Origin of the sequence: Bradyrhizobium sp. 62 (assembly GCF_023073035.1) — a bacterium.
In the GTDB taxonomy this organism is placed as follows: Bacteria; Pseudomonadota; Alphaproteobacteria; order Rhizobiales; family Xanthobacteraceae; genus Bradyrhizobium.
Genome location: NZ_JADPIT010000010.1, coordinates 159,742 through 180,065, shown reverse-complemented (window position 1 = coordinate 180,065; position 20,324 = coordinate 159,742). Strand labels below are relative to the sequence as shown.

Sequence of the window (20,324 nt, the reverse complement as noted above, 5' to 3'; positions counted from 1 at the left end):
TGACGTCGAGCGCGGTGGTCGGCTCGTCCGCGATCAGCAGCCTCGGCTTGCAGGCCAGCGCCATCGCGATCATCACGCGCTGGCGCATGCCGCCGGAGAAACGATGCGGATGCTCGTGGAAGCGCGATTTCGCCGCAGGTATCCGCACGCGATCGAGCAGGCGAATGGTCTCGACCTCCGCCGCCGCGCGCGACAGGCCGCGGTGCTGGATCAGTGCTTCCGCAATCTGGAAGCCGATGGTCAGCACCGGATTGAGGCTCGTCATCGGCTCCTGGAAGATCATGGCGATGTCGTTGCCACGAACATCCTTCATGCTCGCTTCGGGCAGCGTCAGCAGGTCGCGACCGGCAAGCTGGACGCGGCCTTCGACTCGGCCGTTCTCCTTCGGAATGAGCCGCATGATCGAGAGCGCGGTGACGCTCTTGCCCGAACCGGACTCGCCGACGATCGCCACGGTTTCCCCCGAGGCAATATCGAACGACACGTCGCGGACCACGGGACTCCATTCCCGCTCACGTAGGAAGGACGTCGTCAGGCCGGAAACCGACAGCACCGGCGACGGCGCGTTGGCAGCGACTTGATCAGCTCCGCTTGCGCCCATGCTCATGCCGGTGTCCTAATAGCCACGACTACGATCGACACGCCCAGGCAGCTCCTCGCCGCGGCGGTGGCGCGCGATCACGTCCAGCACGAAATCGACCGCCGTATCCGGCGTGGTCATGCTGGCATTGTGCGGTGTGACCAGGATGCGCGGGTGGCTCCAGAAAGGATGCCCCGCAGGCAGCGGCTCCGGCTCGGCGACGTCGAGGACGGCACCCGACAACGCGCCGCTGTCGAGCGCCGCGAGAAAGTCGGCTTCGACCAGATGCGGGCCACGCCCGACGTTGACGAGCGACGCGCCGCGCGGCAGGCGCGCGAACAAGCCCGCATTCAGAATGCCCCGGGTCTGATCGGTCAGAGGTAGGAGGCAGACGAGAATGTCGGTCAGCGCAAGAAAATCCGGCAACGTCTCCATGCCCGCGTAACAGGTGACGCCGTCGATCTCGCGGAGTGAGCGGTTCCAGCCGAGAAGCGGAAAGCCGAACGCCGTGAGGCGTTCGAGCACGGCCTGGCCGAGCAGGCCAAGACCCATCACGCCGACGCGACGACGTTTGGCCGGCGTGATCCGGATCTCGCGCCAGACCTGCGCCTTCTGCTGGCCGATGAAGTGCAGGAGATCACGATGCAGGGCGAGCACCGCCATGGTGACGTATTCAACCATGGTCTCGGCGATGCCCGGCTCCAGCATGCGCACCAGCGGAATGTGCGGCGGAACTTTTGACGCGTCGAACTGGTCGACACCCGCACCGACCGAGAAGACGAGCTCGAGATTTGGGAACGTCGTCGCGATGTCGTCCGGCGGCACCCACGCCACGAGATAGCGGACGTCGGCGGGATCGCCGATGTCGGGCCAGAGCCGGAACGGCACATCGGGCGCGCGCTCGGCGAAGAAGCCCGCCCACTCAGCGCCGCGAACCATGTTGGCTTTGTACAGAACCGTCATGCCACCAAACCCTCAGAACGGGCTGACTGGTGCGAGCCGGCGGCCATCGATCAGGCGCCTGTGGCTGTAGGCCGCGGGATCGACCAGCGGCGTCGCGCCCGTCACGATGTCGGCGGCGAGCTTGCCGGCTGCAGGACCGATGCCAAAGCCATGGCCGGAGAAGCCGGTGGCCAGGAAGAAGCCGGGCATGGCGTCGACCGGCGAGATGACCGGAATGGTATCCGGCGTGCAGTCGATCGTCCCGCCCCAGGCTTCCGCGATCTCGATGTCCTTCAATTCAGGGTTCGACTTGATCAGCGAAGCCAGCGCGGCATTGACCAGCGACATGTCGGGCGCGGGATCGCGCACCCGCTCGGTCTCGAATGGCGACGGCTTGTCCAAGCTCCAGCTCGTGCCGCGCATGAGCTGGTCGAAGAAGGATTTGCCGAACGACAGTTTCAACCCGTTCTTGCGATGCAGATAGGTGGGCCAGAAGGTTCGCGCGTAGCGGAATAGATCGGGTGACAGTTCGACCGTGCCGCGATTGCGCAGCGCCAGCGTAAAGCCGCCGTCGAGGCGGCGGCGGATGCAATAGAAATCGGTGCCGAGCGCGCCGGAGGTGATCTCCGGCCCCGGCGTGGTCCGGCATGCGGTGGCGTTGACGAGACCGATCGGCAGCTCGATGCCGTGGCGTCGGCAGAACAGCGACGACCAGGCGCCGCCCGACAGCAGCACCGATTGCGTGCGAATGGTACCATTCTCAGTGACGACGGCGCTCACCCGTCCGCCTTGCGTCTCCAACCCACGCGCGGCGCAGCCCTGGTGAATGGTGACGCCGTGTTTTCGCGCGGCGGTCGCAAGCGCGGGCACAGCCATCGACGGCTCGGCGCGCCCGTCGCTCGGCGTGTGCAGGCCGCCGACCCATGTCTCGGAATTGCCGGGCAGACGCTCGGCGACCTCGGCCGGCGTCAGGACGGTCGAGTGCACCTGCATCTCGCGCGCGACCGCCGCCCAGCGCTCCCAGCTTGCGAGCTCATCCTTGCTCTTGGTCAGGAACAGCACGCCGGTGCGGCGGAAGCCGGCATCGACGCCGGCATCGTTCTGCATGTCCTCCCACAGGCGCAGCGCCTCGCGGGCCAGCGGGATCTCCTCACGCGCGCGACCCTGCTGGCGGCACCAGCCCCAATTGCGGCTCGACTGCTCGCCGCCGACATGGCCCTTCTCGATCAGGGCGACGGAGAGGCCCTTCTTCGCGAGATGATAGGCCGCGGAAACGCCGATGACGCCGCCGCCGATGACGACGACATCCACCTGCGCCGGCAGGCGCTCGTCACTGTTTATACGGGTGAGCGGCGGGGACATGGGACACTCCAGAAATTCAGTTCGATCGAGACAGCTCGGCTCGTCGCCAGTTTGCAGATCATGGGATGTTCATCCGCGGGTCGAGCGCGTCGCGCAAGCCGTCGCCGAGGAAGTTGAAGCTCGTCACCGCCAGCGTGATGGCAAGGCCCGGCGCAATCGCGAGCCAGGGCGCGCTGGTGAGATAGATCTGTGCGTTGTTGAGCATGTTGCCGAGGCTCGCGGCCGGCGGCTGGATGCCGTAACCGAGATAGCTGAGATAGGATTCCAGCAGAATTGCCTTGGCGACGTTCAGCGTCGCCGCCACCACGATCGGCGCAATCGCATTCGGTACGAGCTCGCGGAACATGATCCGCAGGTTCGACGAGCCGAACGCGAGTGCAGCAACCGCAAACTCGCGTTCCCGCAGCGAGCGCACCTGGGCCTCGACGACGCGGGCCACCCACATCCAGGCGGTTGCCGCGATCAGCACCGTGGTGGTGACGAAGCCGGGCTCGATGAGCGCCGCGAGCGCAAGCAGCAGGAAGATGGTCGGAAAGCACAGCATCGCATCGACGAGCCGCATCAGCACCGCGCCGACCACGCCGCCATAGAAGCCGGCGAAGGCGCCGACGACGATGCCAACCGCCATCGCGATCACCATCGCGACGAAGCCGATCGACAGCGAGACACGCGCGCCCATCATCAGCCGCGCCAGCACGTCGCGGCCGAGTTCGTCGGTGCCGAGGATGTGCGCGCCCGACAGCGGCGGTGCGAACCGCTTCATGATGTCGATATAGGTGTCATCGAACGGCAGGAGGTACGGGCCGAATGCCGAACCGAGGATGAGAAGCAGAATGATCAACGCGCCCGCGAGCGCGAGCCGGTGCCGGCGGAAGCGCCGCCAGGCGGCTTGGCCCGGCGCGAGCTGAACGGTCGTGAGGGCTGCGCTCGTCATCGCCTAGCCCACCCGGATGCGCGGATCGACGACGGCATAGAGGATGTCGGCGAGCAGCGATCCGATCAGCACCATGATCGCCGAGAACATCAGGATGCCCATCACCACCGGATAGTCGCGGTAGCCGATGGAATCGAGGAACAGCCGGCCCATGCCGGGCCAGGTGAATACGGTCTCGGCGACCAGCGCACCACCGAGCAGCGTCGGAAACTGAAGGCCGCCCACCGTGATCATCGGCAGCAGCGCGTTGCGCAAGGCGTGAACCGTAAGGATTCGCCATTCCGGCATGCCCTTGGCGCGCGCGGTGCGGATGTAGTCCTGGTTGATGACTTCGAGCATCGAGGAGCGCATGAAGCGGCCCCACATCGCGGTCTCGACCAGCGCCAGCACCAGCGCCGGCGCAATGAGATGATGAAGCAGATCGAGCGGCGAGCCGTCGCCGACGGTCTGCCGGTTGCCCGCCGGCAGCCAGCCGAGCTTCACCGAGAAGACGTAGATGGTAACGAGGCCGAACCAGAAGGTCGGGATGGACAGCGCGATCATGGCGCCGACGGTCGCCAGCGAATCGAACAGCGAATAGCGGCGCAGCGCACCGAGCACACCGATCCAGCAGCCGAGCAGGACCGCGATGACGGTCGCAGTCGCCATCAGTTCCAGAGTGGCGCCAAGATGCGACGAGATCACCGCCAGCACCGGCTCGCCGTCGCGATACGAGCGGCCCCAATCGCCCCTCAGCATCCGGCCGAACCAGTCGAGATACTGGATCGGCAGCGAACGATCGAGGCCAAGCTGCCTGGTGACGCGATCGAGATCCTCCTGCGTCATCTGCGCGGACGCCGCGAATTGCGAGAGCGGGCCGCCCGGCGCCAGATGCAGGATGGCGAAGCCGATCGCGGACACGATCACCAGCAACATGATCGCCTGCGCCAGGCGATTGGCGACGTAACGGGCCATCTCAGGCGATCTCGCGCACCTGAACCATCAGGCCCAATACCATTCGCGGATGTTCCAGCAGTTGATCGACATGTTGATGTTGGGGCGGAAACCCTGGAGTCCTTCCTTCACGCCTTCGGCGATGAAGCCCTGGAACAGCGGCAGGATCGCGAGGTCGTCGCGGATGAGCTTCTGCAGATTGCCATAGGTCGTCTTGCGCTGCGCCAGATCGAACTGCTTGGCACCTTCGGCGAGAAGCCGATCCGCCTCCGGGTTGCGATACTGATAGGTGTTGTAGCCGCGGCCACCCTTGGCAGGAATGGCGCCGGAGCCGAAGCGGGGCGTCACGTCGGGGTCGCTGCCGAGCATGAAATTCACCCCCACGATCACCGAGTTGAATTTCGATTGCTGCCAGAAGTCGCCCCAGATCACGGCGGCCGGCATGTTGTTGACGCGCATCGCGGCACCGATCGCGCGCCAGTCCTGGATCAGCAACTGCTGGGTCTGCTCGCGCACCGCGTTGCCCGACGTCGTGGAATTGGCGAATTCAAGCTTGACGCCGCCCTTCTCGCGCACCCCACCGGCGCCGCGGACCCAACCGGCCGCATCGAGCAGCGTGTTGGCCCTGGCCGGATCGTAATTGTGCTGCGGCAGTCCCTGCTGGAACGACCAGGCCTGTTGCGGCACAAAGCTTTCGGTCTGCGTCGGCAAGCCGTAGTTCAGCGCGTCGATAATTGCCTGCTTGTTGATCGCGAGATACAGCGCCTCGCGCACGGTGCGGTCCGCCAACGCGCCGAACTCCAGATTGGGCGCGATGTGCTCCACCGACGACGTCGAGGAGACGAAGATCTTGCGGCCCTTCAGCGTCTTCGCCTCCTGCACGAAGTTTGGCAGAATGCCTTGCAGGCCGGTGTAGTCGACCTGGCCGGTGCGGAACTGGGTGTAGAGGACGGTGAGATCGGGAATGTATTTGAACACCACGCGTTCGACGTACGGCCCCTTGCCGTGATAGCCGGTGTGAGCATTCAACTGAATGTGGTCGCCCGGCACGCGCTCGCCCCAGCGGAACGGTCCGGTGCCGACGGGCGCATTGTGGAACGGCGAGGCGTTCGGATCGGTCACCTTCTCCAGGATGTGCTTGGGCACGATAAAGGTCAGCGATCCCAGGATCGACATGTAGGGCGAATAGGGAGCTTCCATGCGCCAGTGAATCTCGTCGGGCGCGACGACCTTGATGTCTTTCACGAGGCTATGGCCGACGCGGCTGCGCGCGCGGAAATCGGGATTGTTGATCAGCTCGAGCGAGAACTTGACGTCGTCGGCCGTGAACGGCGTGCCGTCGTGCCATTTCACGTCGCTGCGGAGCTTGATCTTCCAGGTCAGGCCGTCGGCCGACAGGCCGCCGTTCTCGAGGGTCGGGACTTCGCGGGCGAGGTCGGGAACGAACTGGCCGTCGGGATCGATGAACCAGAGCGGCGAGAACACCTGCCACCAGATGCCCTGATCGACTTCGATGCCCGGCATCAGGGGATGAAAGACCGTCGGCTCCTGCGATAGCGCCGCGATCACCTGCCCGCGCGGCTTGTCGGGCGGATTGGTCGGGCGTTCGGTCTGCGCGAATGCGTTGCCTGAAAGCGTCCATCCCGCCGCGGCGCCCGCGCCGAGCTGGAATATCTGACGGCGATTCGGATTGCCGAGATGCAGTGCCCCAACGCCGAACTTCCCGGTGTCGTCCGCCATGACCACTCTCCGTTGTCGCACGCGGCACCGTCTCCCGCGCCCCGAGATCCCCGGCAAAGGGACAGGAGTGGGCTTTAGTGCTTCTAAATTTTTCTATCAAAAGTTCATCACGACTAAATACAGCTGTCAATCGCATTGCTAGGATGCGCGACCTTTTCACTTCGACTGAAGCTCCAGACCGTCGTTGTCCGGGGCTGAGATGATGCACGGGAGAGCGACATGGATGGTCGCGGCGAGATCAGCGATCCGAAGGATGCCCCGGCGACCGAGGCCGACGATGCCGTCGACCAGCGCCTGGGCGAGACCGTGCGGCTGCTGCGGCAGCGTGCGGGCCTTTCGATCCAGGACGTTGCTAACAAGACCGGCCTCTCCAACGGCATGATCAGCCAGCTCGAACGCGCGCGTGCCATGCCGTCGATACGGACGTTGCGCCTGCTCAGCATCGCGCTCGACGTTCCTATCTCCTATTTCTTCGAGACCACCGATCCCGCCGATGTGCAGCGCTACATCGTGCGCAAGAACAGCCGGCGCCTGCTGCGGCTCACCGCCAGCGGTGTCGTCAAGGAGGCCTTGACGCCGGCAGACAAAGGCCAGCTCGAACTCTACGAGCTCACGCTCAATCCCGGCGCCTCGTCCGGCACCGACTTCCTGCAGCACACCGGCGAGAAGGCGGGCTATATCCTCTCGGGAAGCCTGCGGCTGTGGCTCGACAACCAGGCCCATCTGCTCGAGGCCGGCGACAGCTTTCGCTTTCCGAGCATCGTGCCGCACATGTTCGACAACCCGACCCAGCAGACGGCCCGCGTGATCTGGGTGACCACGCTGCGCCAGACCGATTCGCCGGCAGGTTGAAGCGCCGCCAACCCGGCACCACCGCAAATTGCCCCTCGACGCCGCCGCGCGGAATCTGTAGCTCACATCTGTAGCTGACGTGGAGCCGGACATTGACAGGGCGGCCACGGGGCCGCGACTGACGCGTTGGTGTGAGACCATGAGACTCAGGGGGCTTCTGACACTCGCGATGGCCGCGCAGGTCATCGTGACCGCGGCGGCTCTCCTCGTCTCCTATGCCGCGACCGGAACCGGGTTCGGCATTGCCCAGATCGTCGCCCTGCTCGCAAGCGGCGCCATTGCGGTCCTGCTCGCTCGTCCGTGTACGCGCGCGATCGAAACCGCGCAGGAAAAACGCGCCGCCGCGCTACTCGCCGAGCAGGCGCAGGCCAGCGCGCAGATGACGCAAGCCGTCATCAAGACCGCGCTCGACGCCTTCATTCAGACCGACCAGAGCGGCACCGTGCTGGAATGGAGTCTGCAGGCCGAGGCCCTGACTGGATGGACGCGCAAGGAGGCGTTCGGCACCGACGTCGTCAACCTCCTCATCGCCGAGCCGCTGCGCGACGGCTTCAGGCAACGCATGATGCGGCTGCTGCCGGAATTGTCAGATACGCCGATCGGCATCCGGTTCGAAGCGACCCTGCTGCACCGGGACGGCGACGAGATCCTGATCGAGGCCTCCAGCACGGCGCTCCGCATCGGGGGGCGCACCCTCATCAACAATTTCGTCAAGGACGTCACCCAGAAGCGCGCCGCCGCGGAGCAGCTGATCCAGGCCCAGAAGATGGAGGCGATCGGCCAGCTCACCGGCGGCATCGCGCACGAATTCAACAACATGCTCACCGTGATCACGGGCACGATCGAGATCCTCGCCGACGCCGTGAAGGACAATCCGCCGCTTGCGACCATCACCAAGCTGATCAGCGACGCCGCCGACCGCGGCGCCGCGCTGACGTCGAGCCTGTTGTCCTTTGCCCGCAAGCAGGCGCTCAAGCCGGCCGAGAGCGATGTCAACGAACTGCTCGAAGAGCTCGCAAAGCTGCTTCGGGCAACCTTCGACAAGAAGATCGAGATCGTGACCCGGCTCGACGGCAACATCTGGCTCGCCCTCGTCGATCGCGGCCAATTGAGCTCGGCACTTCTCAACCTCGCGATCAACGCCCGCGACGCGATGCTGGACAGCGGCAGACTGACGTTGACGACGCGCAACGTCGTGTTCGGCGTCCGCGAGGCCGTGGCGGTCGGGGCCGGCTATGCCGGCGACTATGTCGAGATCGAGATAGCCGACACCGGCACCGGCATTCCGCCGGCCATTCTCGAGCGGATCTTCGATCCCTTCTTCTCGACCAAGGACGTCGGCAAGGGCACGGGGCTTGGGCTCAGCATGGTGTTCGGATTCATCAAGCAGTCCGGCGGCGGCATCAAGGTCGCTTCCGAAGAAGGACGCGGCACGATTTTCACGATCTACCTGCCGAAGGCGGAGGCGAGCACGCTTCGCCCGACCGGCTATGACGAGCGCAAGGTCGTGGGCGGGACGGAAACCATCCTTTGTGTCGAGGACGACCGCGACGTCCGCCAGTACGTTACGGTCCAGCTCGAAAGCCTCGGCTACAAGGTCATCCCGGCCGCCAATGCGGCCGAGGCACTCGCCATCGCGGCCGAAGGCACGCCCTTCGACCTGCTCTTCACCGACATCGTGATGGCCGGCAGCTTGAATGGACGAGAGCTCGCCGACGAGATGGTGACAGCGCGCCCCTCGCTGCGGGTGCTGTTCACGTCGGGCTATGCCTACGACGCTCCGCATGCGCAAGGACGCGCCACCAAGGGCGCGCCGCTTCTGACAAAGCCCTATCGGAAGGCCGAGCTCGCGCGCATGCTGCGCCGCTCTCTCGACACCGCCGTCGACGCGGTTGGCGATCCGATCCCGACGCCCTATTCGGTGCAGGCCGATCTCGAAGGCTTTCTGCGCAGGCAGGCCGCTGAACGCGACAGGCGTTAGGGCGCGTCTTGCGCATGGACAGCGCATGGCTGCTGCGCAACACTCCGTGTCAGTTACAATCCCATTGGAGGCGAGCCATGACGTCACTCGAAAAAGGCATCACCGCGAACGGTACGGGCTATGGCGGCAAGACCTGGAACATCCTCGGCCAGGTCTACTTCCCCAAGGCCGTCACCGAGTCCACTTTCGCGTTCGAGACCAACAGCGATCCCGGCCAGTTCGTGCCGGTGCACATCCATCCGACCCAGGACGAATTCATCCTGGTGCAGGAAGGCACGCTCGACCTCAAGCTCGACGGCAAATGGGTCAAGGCCCACGCCGGCGACCTCGTGCGCCTGCCGCGCGGCATCCCGCACGGCTATTTCAACAAATCCGACAAGCCGGCCCGTGCGTTGTTCTGGGTCTCGCCGATGCAGAAGCTGGAGGCGTTGTTCAATCAGCTCCATGACCTGACCGACCCGGCCGAGGTCGTGCGCATCTCGGCGCTGCACGAGGTCGACTTCCTGCCGCCCGAAGCCAACGACTAGGCTACGATCCCCCGACCGACGAATCGTTGGGGGAACCGGCCATGCCTGTACGACGTCAACTCCTCGCAATCATCGCGGCGCTTGGGCTGCTCCTTACGACGCTGGTCCCGTGCCGGGCGCAAACGCTCACTGCCAGGCAATCGGAGGCGGTTGCGAACTACGAGCGTGCGCTCGGCGACTTCAAGGCGATTCTGGCCGAGCGGCGCCGCCAGATCGACGCCAAGCAGCCGCTGCCGAACCTGCCGGGCCAGGCGCTGTATCTGGCACGCGTCGCCGTGATCAGTGCTTACAAGGATCTCACCGACGCCATGCCGTCGCGGATCGGCAGGCCCAACAAGTTCGAGATACCTCCGGCCTATTTCGATGCCGACATCGAGCCGCTGGTCGACGAATACTCAAAGCTGTTCGAGATCATGGAGGCGCCGCCGGCCGGGGCGCAGAACTCGGCGACGCCGTTCAAGGACGTAGTCGATCTCGCGGTCGCGATCGCGCGCGCCAAGGGGCTTGCGCCTGACCACGCCGAAGCCGCGGGCCGGATCAGCCTCGGGCTGTTCTTCGCCGAGACCAACGGCAAGCAGAACGTCCGCAACGGGCGCTCGAACACCTATATGGGCAGCTTCCAGACCGGCCCATCCGAGGACCGCAACGGCCGCAGGAAATGGGAGACCATCAAGGCCGAGATCGCGGCCGCCGATCCCGGGTTGAGCGCGCGCGACGACAAGGAGGAGGCGCGCGCCCGCGGCACCGATCATCGCTTCAATCACTGGACCAACGTGCGCGACGGCCTGATGAACGCGCATGCGGATGTTTTCCGGCAGATCCCGGGAATCGTGAAGACGCTGCCCGACCCGATCGACCAGATGAAGCTGTTCGAGCTGATCCAGATCGTTCCTACGCCGACGCGGTCGGCGCTCAAGTCCGGCGATCTCCTGAACTACAGGGTGTCCAGTCCGACGATCATGAAGCACCTGCGCAACAATAGCATCTTCGCATTCGGACAGGCCGACCGGGCTCGCACCTCGGCAAGCTTCCGGGAAATCCTTGGCGCGATGTGGCTGTTCAAGCGGAAGTTCGAGAAGGCGATGGCGAAGTATGCGGAGATCAAACCGCGCTGAGGGGCCTCGCCGCGTGGCACGCGAGTGAGAGCTAGATCCCGCCTTGTAGCCGTCCGTCGGCGTCTTCAAAGGCAAACGGTCGCCGCCTGGTCATTGCGTCCTGCGGCCGGTGCATTTAGCTTCTCCGGACAAGAACAAATCTCGGGGGGACACATGACAGCCGCTCTTCGCAAGCGCACGCACCGTGCCGCATGGGCCTTGATCTCAACATCGCTGGCCGGCCTGGCCAATTTCGCCGCGCATGCCGAGATCGTCGTCACGGCCAATGACGGCAAGATGGTGCTCGAGAACGGCAGCGCCGTGGTGCGCAAGCAGCCGCTGCCCGACACGGTGAGCGTCATCGACTTCACCGACGGTGCGTTGAAACTTCTCGGCGAGGTGCCCGCCCCGGCCAGCGTCGTCGGCCCGCCTCCGAGCGTCGCCATTGCGCCGGATGGCGCGTTCGCCCTCGTCACCGGCGCGATGAAGCTCGATCCTGCGGATCCGGCCAAGACGGTGCCCGACGACAAGCTCTCGGTCATCGACCTGAAATCCACGCCGCCCAAAGTGCTGGCGACCTTGCAAGCCGGCGCCGGCGCTGCCGGCGTTTCGATCAACCGTGCGGGCACGCTGGCCCTGGTTGCGAACCGCAGCGAAGGCACGGTCTCGGTCTTCACGATCAGCGGGAGCACGCTTGCGGCGGCAGGCAAGATCCAGCTCGGCGACGCCAAATCAGGCCCCAGCCACGCCGTCTTTTCCCATGACGGCGCGACCGCGCTGGTCACGCGCGACGGAGACAGCAAGATCTCGCTTCTGACTGTGGACGGGAGCAAGGTCGAGTACGCCAAGCGCGATCTCTCCGCGGGCATCCGCCCCTACGACATCGACCTCACCGGCAGCGCCGCCGCCATCGTCGGCAATGTCGGCGCCAGCAGCGGCGACAACGACACGATCAGCCTGATCGACATGACGGCGAAACCGGTCCGCGTCGTCACGACGGTGAGCGTCGGCCAGACGCCGGAAGCCGTGAAGATGTCCCCGGACGGCAACCATGTGGCCGTGACCGTCATGAACGGCTCGAACAAGCCGCCGGCCTCGCCGTTCTTCAACGATTTCGGCCTGCTCAAGGTTTACAAAACTTCGGGCACTGACCTTACGCCGGTGACGGAAGCGAAGATCGGCCATTGGTGCCAGGGCATGGTGTGGTCGAAGGACTCCAAATATGTCGTGGCGCAGTGCATGGTCGAAAACGAGCTGATCGCCTTCTCGTTCGACGGCAAGGCGCTGAACAAGACATCCACGCTCAAGATGCAAGTGAGCCCCGCGGGCATCCGCACCGCGGAGCCGTAGGGCCGGAGCGCGGCGCGGTCATCCTGCGCCGTCGTCTTATTCGGTGCGGATCGGCGTGTCCTTCAGGCCATTGTTGTCATAGGCCCTGCGCAAGGTGCCGTTCGTCACCGCCTCGTTCATGAACTTGCTCACGAACGCCAAAGCCTGGCTGCGGCCGAGCGGGACAGCGACGGCCGTGACGGTCTTCTTGAACGTCTCTTCAAGCACGCGCGTGCCCGGGATCTTCTGCGCCATCTTGTTGAGCTGGTCGCGCGACAGCGCGAAGGCGTCGATCTCGCCGTTCTTCAGGAGGCCGAAGATCTCGTCGTAGGTCTGATAGCCCGTGACCTTCGCATTCTTCAGATGCGCGACCGCGCCGCGCATGGTGGTGGTGGCGTTGACGGCCGCGACCTCGATGCCGGACTGGTCGAGCGTGGCAAAACTGGTGATGTTCGAACCGGCCTTCACGATGTAGGTGGCGTCCGCGACCTCGTAGATCGGGCCGAACATCATCCTGGTCTCGCGCTCGGGATCCTTGGGGAGCCAGGTGACGTCCCAAGCACCTTTCTCAAGAGCGCCTTTCGATGCCGCATCGGTGATCTGGCCGGAATTCTGGTGCACGACATATTCTACGGGGACGCCGAGCTGGGCGGCCATCTCCCTGCCGAGATCGACGGGCACGCCGGCATAACCGGCTTCGGTCTTGGTAGACCAGAATGCACCGCCCGCCGGGCTGATTGCGATCGCAACCCGCAGCTTGCCGGTCGGTGCGATCTCGTCCTTCAGACCATCGGCTAGCGCGGGCATGGCAACGGCCGCGGCGAGAACGAGGCCGGCAAGGACCGACTTAAGGACCGACTGGAGAGACGTGGGCATGTCATGATCTCCCGACCTTTTCTTCCTTTATTCTTCTCTTGTTCGTCCCGAACGCTTCGCGCGTCGTCGCTCGGCCTTTGAGATAATTGTGGTCGATCGTGCGCGCGATGAAAAGCGGTTTGTCATGACAAACCCCGTCAAAGGCCACACCGCCGCTTGCAGTTCAAGGCCGCTGAGTGCCATGGCTATGGTGTTCCATGGCTGGGTGTTTGTTGGTAGCCTGCCGCACCGACAGATAGCAACCGGGGCCACCGAATGACGCGCGCGAATCTCGCATCACCAGCACAGCGCATTGGGGCCTGGAGGCATGTCGGGCTGACTGTGGCCGCCGTCGCGGCCGTTGCCATCCTCGCCGGCTGTGAGGACAAGAATACGTTCGTCGCCCCGCCGCCGCCCAAGGTGGACGTCGCCGCGCCGGTGCAGCGCCCGGTGACGCGGTATGTCGAGGCCACCGGCAACACCGCGCCGGTCAAGAATGTCGATCTCGTCGCGCGCGTGCAAGGATTCCTTCAATCGATCGATTACCAGGACGGCGCGTTCGTCAAGCAAGGCACCCAGCTGTTCACGATCGAGCCCGAGACCTACAGGCTCAAGCTCGATCAGGCGCAGGCAGCCGAGGCCGGCGCGCAGGCCTCGCTCCGGCAGGCGGAAGCCGACTTCAAGCGGCAGAGCGATCTCGTGCAGCGGCAAGCGGTCTCGCAAGCGACTTTGGACAGCTCGACCTCGAACCGCGACAACGCACAGGCCAACCTCCAGCAGGCCCAAGCCAACACCCGCCTCACCGAAGTCAACTACGGCTACACCAAGGTGAGCGCACCATTCGACGGCCTCGTCAGCGCACATATGGTCTCGATCGGCGAACTCGTCGGGGTCTCCTCCCCGACTCAACTCGCCTCCATCGTCGCGATGGATCCGATCTATGTGAACTTCACAGTCAACGAGCAGGACGTGCTGCGCATCCGTGCCGAGGCCGCTCGCCGGGGGCTCACCGCCGCCGACATGAAGCAATTTCCGATTCAAGTCGGCCTGCAGACCGAGGCCGGCTATCCGCATGAGGGCAAGCTCGACTATGTCGCCCCGACCCTCACCCAATCGACCGGCACGCTCGCGGTGCGCGGTCTCGTGCCCAACGACAAGCGGGTGCTGCTGCCCGGCTATTTTGTCCGCGTTCGCGTGCCCTTCACCCAGGAGAAGGACGCCCTGCTCGTGCCCGACACCGCGCTCGGCAGCGACCAGGGCGGCCGCTATCTCCTCGTCGTCAACGGCGACGACGTTGTCGAGCAGCGCAAGGTGCAGATCGGTCCCGTCGACAACGGCTTGCGCGTGATCGAAAGCGGCTTGATGCCGGAGGATCGAATCGTCATCGCAGGGCTGCTACGGGTCATTCCCGGCCAGAAGATCGACCCGCAGGTGACGAAGATCGAGCAGCCGCAGGCGTCTGCCAAGTAAGTAGGAGCGCCTGCCATGATCTCAAAGTTCTTCATCGAGCGGCCGGTCCTCTCGAACGTCATCGCGCTGCTGATGATCCTGATCGGCGGCGTCGCGCTGTTCAACCTCGCGATCGCGCAATATCCCGACGTGGTGCCGCCGACGGTGCAGGTCACGACCCGCTATCCCGGCGCGAGCGCCAAGACTGTGATCGACACGGTTGCCTTGCCGATCGAACAACAGGTCAACGGCGTCGAGGACATGCTCTACATGCAGTCCTACAGCGGCTCCGACGGCACCTATACGCTGACCGTGACCTTCAAGATCGGCACCGACCTCAACTTCGCGCAGGTGCTGGTGCAAAACCGCGTCTCCAGCGCGCTGTCGCAACTGCCCCAGTCGGTGCAGAACCAGGGCGTCACCGTGCAGAAGCGGTCGACGTCCATCCTGCTGTTCGTGACGCTGACCTCGCCCGACAAGACGTTCGACAGCCTTTATTTGAGCAACTACGCCACCATCAACCTCCGCGACGAACTCTCGCGCCTGCCCGGCGTCGGCAACGTCACCGTGTTCGGTGCCGGTCAGTATTCGATGCGGGTGTGGCTCGATCCGAACAAGCTGCAGGTCCGTGGTCTGGTCCCGCAGGACGTCATCCAGGCGATCCAGCAGCAGAGCCAGCAGGTCTCCGCGGGCCAAGTCGGCGCACCGCCGACACCACCGGGACAGGCGTTCCAGTATACACTCAACGTCAACGGCAGGCTCGACGACACCGCCGAGTTCGAGAACATCATCGTCAAATCGGGCACCAGCGGCGACGTCACGCGGGTGCGCGACGTCGGTTGGGTCGAATTGGGCGCGCAGACCTACAGCCAGATCTTCTCCCTGAACAAGCAGCCGGCCACCGGCATCGGCGTGTTCCAGTCGCCAGGCGCCAATGCACTCCAGGTCGAGCAGGCCGTCGAGAAGAAGATGGCGGAGCTTGCAAAGGCCTTCCCGCAAGGGATGAAATACGACACGCCGTTCGACACCACCAAATTCGTGCAGGCCTCGGTGCACGAGGTCTACATGACGCTGATCGAGGCCGGCCTGCTGGTGCTGGTCGTCATCCTAGTTTTCCTGCAGGACTGGCGCGCGATGCTGGTGCCGGCGACCACGGTGCCGGTGACCATCATCGGCGCCTTCGCCGCCATGGCGGCGCTCGGCTTCACCATCAACATGTCGACGCTGTTCGCGATCGTGCTGGCGATCGGCATCGTCGTCGACGACGCCATCGTCGTGGTCGAAGGCGCGGCTCACAACATCGAGCAGGGCATGAACGGCCACGACGCCGCGATCAAGGCGATGGACCAGCTGTTCGCGCCGATCGTCGGCATCACGCTGGTGTTGATCTCGGTGTTTTTGCCGGCGTCGTTCCTCGCCGGGCTCACCGGCCGCATCTATTCGCAATTCGCGCTGGTGATCGCCGCGACCGCGCTTCTGTCCGCCATCAACGCGGCGACGCTGAAGCCGACCCAATGTGCGCTCTGGCTGCGGCCGACCGTGCCGCCCGAGCAGCGCAATTTCTTCTACCGGGGTTTCAACGCAGTCTATGACCGCGTCGAGCGTGGCTACACGAGCCTGATCGGCTTCCTGTGCAGGCATGCCACGATCTCGGTCGCGTTCGCGCTGGTGCTGATCGGGATCGGCGGCTACGGGCTGTCCCGGGTGCCGACCGGCTTCCTGCCGATCGAAGACCAGGGCTATCTGATCGCCGCCGTGCAACTGCCCGACGGCGCCGCATTGGAGCGGACCCAGAAGGTGCTCGACAGAGCGAGCGAGCTCATCAAGGACACGCCGGGAGTCCAGCAGGTCATCACCATCGCCGGCATCTCCGCGCTCGACAACAGCGCCAGCCTTGCCAATGCCGGCGTCGCCTACATCATCCTGAAGGACTGGGACGCGCGCAAAGGACCGGGCGAGGATCTGCGCTCGCTGGTCTACGGGCTGAACGACAAGCTCGCGGTCATCATGGAGGCGCGCACGCTGGTGCTGCCGCCGCCGCCGATCCAGGGCATCGGCAACGCCGCCGGTTTCTCGATGCAGGTCGAGCTGCGCGACGGCAACAGCGATTTCGCCAAGCTCCAGGCCATCACGGGCGCGATGGTCAGCAATGGCCAGAGCCAGAGCGCGCTCCAGCGCGTGCAATCCTCGTTCCGCTCGTCGGTGCCGCAGTTCAACGTCGAGATCGACCGCATCAAGACCCAGACCCTGCACGTCACGACCGACCAGGTGTTCGCCGCGCTGTCGACCTATCTCGGCTCGTCCTATGTCAATCAGTTCAACAAGTTCGGCCGCGTGTTCCAGGTCTACACCCAAGCCGATCCCGCCTTCCGCGTCACCGAGCGCGACATCGCCAACATGATGGTGCGCAACTCGAACGGCGACATGATCCCGATCGGCACCGTCGCCACGATCACGCCGGCCACCGGCCCCTCGCTGATCAGCCTTTACAATCTCTATCCGTCGTCGACCGTGATCGGCCTGCCCGCGCAGGGCTACTCCTCGGGCCAGTCGCTGAAGCTGATGGAGGAAATCGCGGACAAGACGCTGCCGCCGGGCACCGGCTTCGAATGGACCGCGATGTCCTATCAAGAGAAGGCCGTCTCCAACCAGATCTACTGGGTGTTCGGGCTCGCCATGCTGCTGGTCTATCTCGTGCTCGCCGGCCAGTACGAGAGCTGGTACGCACCGATCTCGGTGATCCTGGCGGTGCCGCTGTCGTTGCTCGGACCGATGCTGATCCTCAATGCCCTGAAGATCGACAACAATCTCTATTGCCAGATCGGCCTGATCCTCTTGATCGCGCTGTCGGCCAAGAACGCCATCCTGATCGTCGAGGTCGGGCTCGAGCTGCACGGCCGCGACGGCAAGCCGGTGCTGGAATCCGCGATTGAAGCCGCGCGCGCCCGCTTCCGCCCGATCCTGATGACGTCGTTCGCCTTCATCCTCGGCGTGGTGCCGCTGGTGATCGCGACCGGCGCTGGCGCCGGCGCGCGGAAGTCGATCGGCATCACCGTGTTCTCGGGCATGCTGGCCTCGACCTGCCTCGCGGTGCTGTTCGTGCCGGCGTTCTTCGTGGTGGTGCAGCGCTTCGAGAACTGGCGTGCGTCGAAGAAAACCCCGAAGGCGGTGGCGGTGGCCGAGGTGAAGTCCTAGGCCTTCTCCGCAGGGACCTGCCGCGCCTCGCCGCTCGAGACCAGCAGCACCGAGACCTTCGCCTGCCTGAGCACGGCGTCGGCGACGCCGCCGAAGGAGAGATGATCGGCCTGGATGCGATCGACGCCCATCACCACGAGATCGACGTCGGTGGTCTCGATCTCGCGCAGGATCGCCGCTTCAGGCGCCCGGTTCGCGCGCAAGGTCGTGGTGATGTCGACGTCGTAGCGGGCGGCGAGATCGCTGGCGTCCTTCAGGATGCCGGCCTCGTGGCTCAGACCACGAGAGGCGCCGCGTTGCGCGCCCTTGTCGCGCGTCGTCGCGACATAGATCACCCGGAGCGAGCCTGATCCCGCCTGCGCCAGCGCGACCGCGACCTCGGCGCCGCGCTTGGAGACGCCGCTGCCGGAGACCGGAACGAGGATGTTGAGCGCTTCGGGCGTCGGCTGCTTCAGGTGCTTGCCCTTGGCCGCCACGATCGCGAGCGGTCCTTCGAACTTCGCTGCAATGTCCTCGATCTTGCGGTCGAATCGATCCTTGGTGGCTGCGACCTTGTCGGTGCCGACGACTAGGAGATCGAAGCCCTTCTTCGCTTCGTCTCCTATCGTCTCCCCGAGCCCGGATTTGCGGACCCGCGTCGTGACATCGACGTTGCGGACATCCTGGTCACCGGTCGCTGATACCGCTTCAGCTGCCTTCTTCACCACCGCCTCGGGGCTTTCCTCTTCGTCGCGACCCTTCTCCTGATCCTTGGCGCGCTTGCCGATGTGCAGCACGGTGATCGGCAAGCCGCGCATGCCGGCGATCAGGCCGGCGATGTGGGCGGCGAAGGTGGCGTTGACGCTCTCGTCCACCGCGAGCAAGGGACGTTCGAGATTGGCGACGAAGCCGCGCCTCTCGAACTCTTCGCGTTCCAGGCGCTCTTGCTCCTCCTTGTTCATCGGCAGCTTCGCCAACGCCGCGCGCAGCATCGGCGGCATGGCCATCGTGGTCACGATCGCCATGGTGACGATCATCGTGAAAAGATTCTGGCTGAGCACGCCGATCGAAAGACCGATGGTGGCGATGATCACTTCGGTCGAGCCGCGCGCGTTCATCCCGCTCGCGAGCGCCAGCGACTCCCGCGTGTTCAACCCGCCCACGGTTCCGCCGACGAAGGCGCCGCCGAACTTGCCGACGCTGGCGATCACGACCAGCAGGCCGGTGAGCATCAGCAGATCGGGATCGCGCAGCACCGTGAGGTCGGCGCTCAAGCCGGCCAGACCGAAGAACACCGGCATGAAGAAGCTCGAGATCAACCCGCGCAGGCGCTCGTCGATCTGCCGCGTCAGGATCGGGGACTCCCCGACCAGAATGCCGGCGACGAAGGCACCGAGCACGGTGTGGACGCCGATCAGATGGGTGATCAGCGCCATGGCGCACATCAGCAGCAGGATCACCGTGATGACCGGGGCGGTGCTGACGAGATTGTCGTTGGCCCATCGAATGAGCTGGAACACGAGGCGGCGGCCGATGGTGAAGCTGATGGCGAGGAAGGCCAGCGTGCCGAGCACGGCTTTCGCCACCGAGGCGATATCCAGCGTGCCGTGCGAGGCCAGGCTGAAGATGACGGCGATGATGATCCAGCCGATGGTGTCGTCGATGACGGCGGTGGCGACGATGATCTGGCCGACATTGCGGCGCATGAAGTTCATCTCGCGCACGACCACTGCGACGATCTTCACCGAGGAGATCGACAATGCCGTGCCCATGAACAGCGACGCAACCAGACGGGCTTGCGGATTCGGCAACAGCGCGTCCGGCAGAAATTCACCGAGCGCGAAGCCGCAGGCGAAGGGCACGAGGATGCCGGCAATCGAGATTGCGATCGCGGCCTTGCCCACCTTCCTGACCAGCTTGAGGTCGGTCTCCATGCCGGTCAGCAGCAGCAGAAGCAGGATGCCGAACTGCGCGATGCCGTCGATCATCGCTTTCTGTTCGGGCGTTTTGGGGAAGATCGCGTGCTGTGCGTCAGGCCAGACCCAACCGAACAGCGACGGGCCCAGCAGGATGCCGGCGAGCAATTCGCCGATCACCGAGGGCTGGCCGAGGCGCTGCATGATCTCGCCCAGACCGCGGCCGACCGCGATCAACAGCACGATCTGCGCCACCAGCAGGAATTCGGACGGACCGGCCGGTTTGCCGCCCTCGGCACTGGCCGCAACGGTGGTGAGGACGAGAGCCGCGGCGACAAGGCCGACCGGTCGGAGCAGGCTCCACTGCATGCAGGAATTTTCCCCCTTCATCTGCCCCGGCGAGGTGCCGGGATGACGGGGATAGAACCCGCGGTGGGCGCAGCGGGTTCCTGTCGCTTGCAGGGGGGTTACGGGGCAACAACAAAAAAACGCGAAAACAACCCCATGCACAGTAGAGATGAGGTTGAAAAGGCTGGAGAAAATTTTGTGTGCGCCGAAATCATATTTCGTATTCACCGAAAACCCGCTTGCTCCGTCGGGCAAAACACTGGCATGATGGCATCATCGAATGGCATGCGTGACTTGCCCCGACTCCC

The 20,324-nt window shown here is 64.8% G+C and carries 16 protein-coding genes; 8 read left to right on the top strand and 8 right to left on the bottom strand.

All coding sequences use genetic code 11. The annotated features are described in order from the left end of the window. The 6 genes from IVB47_RS04980 to IVB47_RS04955 all read right to left on the bottom strand — a co-directional run. On the bottom strand, positions 1 to 607 hold a 607-nt coding region (locus IVB47_RS04980; RefSeq protein WP_247460201.1), incomplete at its 3' end, for an ABC transporter ATP-binding protein. Between the two features lie 9 nt (positions 608 to 616). Next, positions 617 to 1,543 (bottom strand): glyoxylate/hydroxypyruvate reductase A, encoded by a 927-nt coding sequence (locus tag IVB47_RS04975; protein WP_247460199.1) that lies wholly within the window; start codon positions 1,541 to 1,543, stop codon positions 617 to 619. A 12-nt stretch (positions 1,544 to 1,555) separates the two neighbouring features. After that, positions 1,556 to 2,884, bottom strand: coding sequence for an FAD-binding oxidoreductase (locus IVB47_RS04970; RefSeq protein ID WP_247460197.1), 1,329 nt, complete (start codon positions 2,882 to 2,884; stop codon positions 1,556 to 1,558). A 58-nt stretch (positions 2,885 to 2,942) separates the two neighbouring features. Further along, complete coding sequence (locus IVB47_RS04965; RefSeq protein ID WP_247460195.1) at positions 2,943 to 3,818, bottom strand: ABC transporter permease; 876 nt, start codon at positions 3,816 to 3,818, stop codon at positions 2,943 to 2,945. A 3-nt stretch (positions 3,819 to 3,821) separates the two neighbouring features. Next, a complete protein-coding gene (locus IVB47_RS04960; RefSeq protein ID WP_247401542.1) occupies positions 3,822 to 4,772 on the bottom strand; it encodes an ABC transporter permease in 951 nt (316 codons plus the stop codon). Positions 4,773 to 4,799: 27 nt separating this feature from the next. Further along, a complete protein-coding gene (locus IVB47_RS04955) occupies positions 4,800 to 6,491 on the bottom strand; it encodes a peptide ABC transporter substrate-binding protein (protein WP_247460193.1) in 1,692 nt (563 codons plus the stop codon). A gap of 219 nt (positions 6,492 to 6,710) precedes the next feature. Here IVB47_RS04955 and IVB47_RS04950 point away from each other — a divergent pair, with 219 nt between their 5' ends. From IVB47_RS04950 to IVB47_RS04930, 5 genes are all read left to right on the top strand, one after another. Next, entirely contained in the window at positions 6,711 to 7,343 is a 633-nt protein-coding gene (locus IVB47_RS04950) for a cupin domain-containing protein (RefSeq protein WP_027570599.1), read from the top strand. A 139-nt stretch (positions 7,344 to 7,482) separates the two neighbouring features. Continuing rightward, complete coding sequence (locus tag IVB47_RS04945) at positions 7,483 to 9,324, top strand: ATP-binding protein (protein ID WP_247460191.1); 1,842 nt, start codon at positions 7,483 to 7,485, stop codon at positions 9,322 to 9,324. Positions 9,325 to 9,401: 77 nt separating this feature from the next. Beyond that, the gene (locus IVB47_RS04940) at positions 9,402 to 9,851 is read left to right on the top strand and encodes a cupin domain-containing protein (RefSeq protein WP_027570597.1); all 450 of its coding nucleotides are present in this window, start codon (positions 9,402 to 9,404) and stop codon (positions 9,849 to 9,851) included. Between the two features lie 41 nt (positions 9,852 to 9,892). Next, the gene (locus IVB47_RS04935) at positions 9,893 to 10,966 is read left to right on the top strand and encodes a hypothetical protein (protein ID WP_247460189.1); all 1,074 of its coding nucleotides are present in this window, start codon (positions 9,893 to 9,895) and stop codon (positions 10,964 to 10,966) included. Positions 10,967 to 11,119: 153 nt separating this feature from the next. Then, on the top strand, positions 11,120 to 12,295 hold the full coding sequence (locus IVB47_RS04930; protein WP_247460187.1) for a beta-propeller fold lactonase family protein: 1,176 nt from the start codon (positions 11,120 to 11,122) through the stop codon (positions 12,293 to 12,295). A 36-nt stretch (positions 12,296 to 12,331) separates the two neighbouring features. Here IVB47_RS04930 and IVB47_RS04925 read toward each other — a convergent pair whose 3' ends face one another. Further along, entirely contained in the window at positions 12,332 to 13,150 is an 819-nt protein-coding gene (locus IVB47_RS04925; protein ID WP_247460185.1) for an ABC transporter substrate-binding protein, read from the bottom strand. Between the two features lie 255 nt (positions 13,151 to 13,405). Here IVB47_RS04925 and IVB47_RS04920 point away from each other — a divergent pair, with 255 nt between their 5' ends. Beyond that, on the top strand, positions 13,406 to 14,599 hold the full coding sequence (locus IVB47_RS04920) for an efflux RND transporter periplasmic adaptor subunit (protein ID WP_247460182.1): 1,194 nt from the start codon (positions 13,406 to 13,408) through the stop codon (positions 14,597 to 14,599). Positions 14,600 to 14,614: 15 nt separating this feature from the next. Further along, a complete protein-coding gene (locus tag IVB47_RS04915) occupies positions 14,615 to 17,773 on the top strand; it encodes a multidrug efflux RND transporter permease subunit (protein WP_247460180.1) in 3,159 nt (1,052 codons plus the stop codon). On the opposite strand, the gene IVB47_RS04910 is transcribed toward IVB47_RS04915, so the two are convergent. Then, positions 17,770 to 20,037: a cation:proton antiporter gene (locus IVB47_RS04910; RefSeq protein WP_247460177.1), complete on the bottom strand. Its 2,268-nt coding sequence runs from the start codon at positions 20,035 to 20,037 to the stop codon at positions 17,770 to 17,772. The genes IVB47_RS04915 and IVB47_RS04910 overlap by 4 nt on opposite strands. Positions 20,038 to 20,079: 42 nt before the next feature. Between IVB47_RS04910 and IVB47_RS04905 the strand changes: the two genes are divergently transcribed. Beyond that, the coding region (locus IVB47_RS04905; protein ID WP_247460175.1) for a hypothetical protein at positions 20,080 to 20,324 on the top strand (245 nt) is incomplete at its 3' end.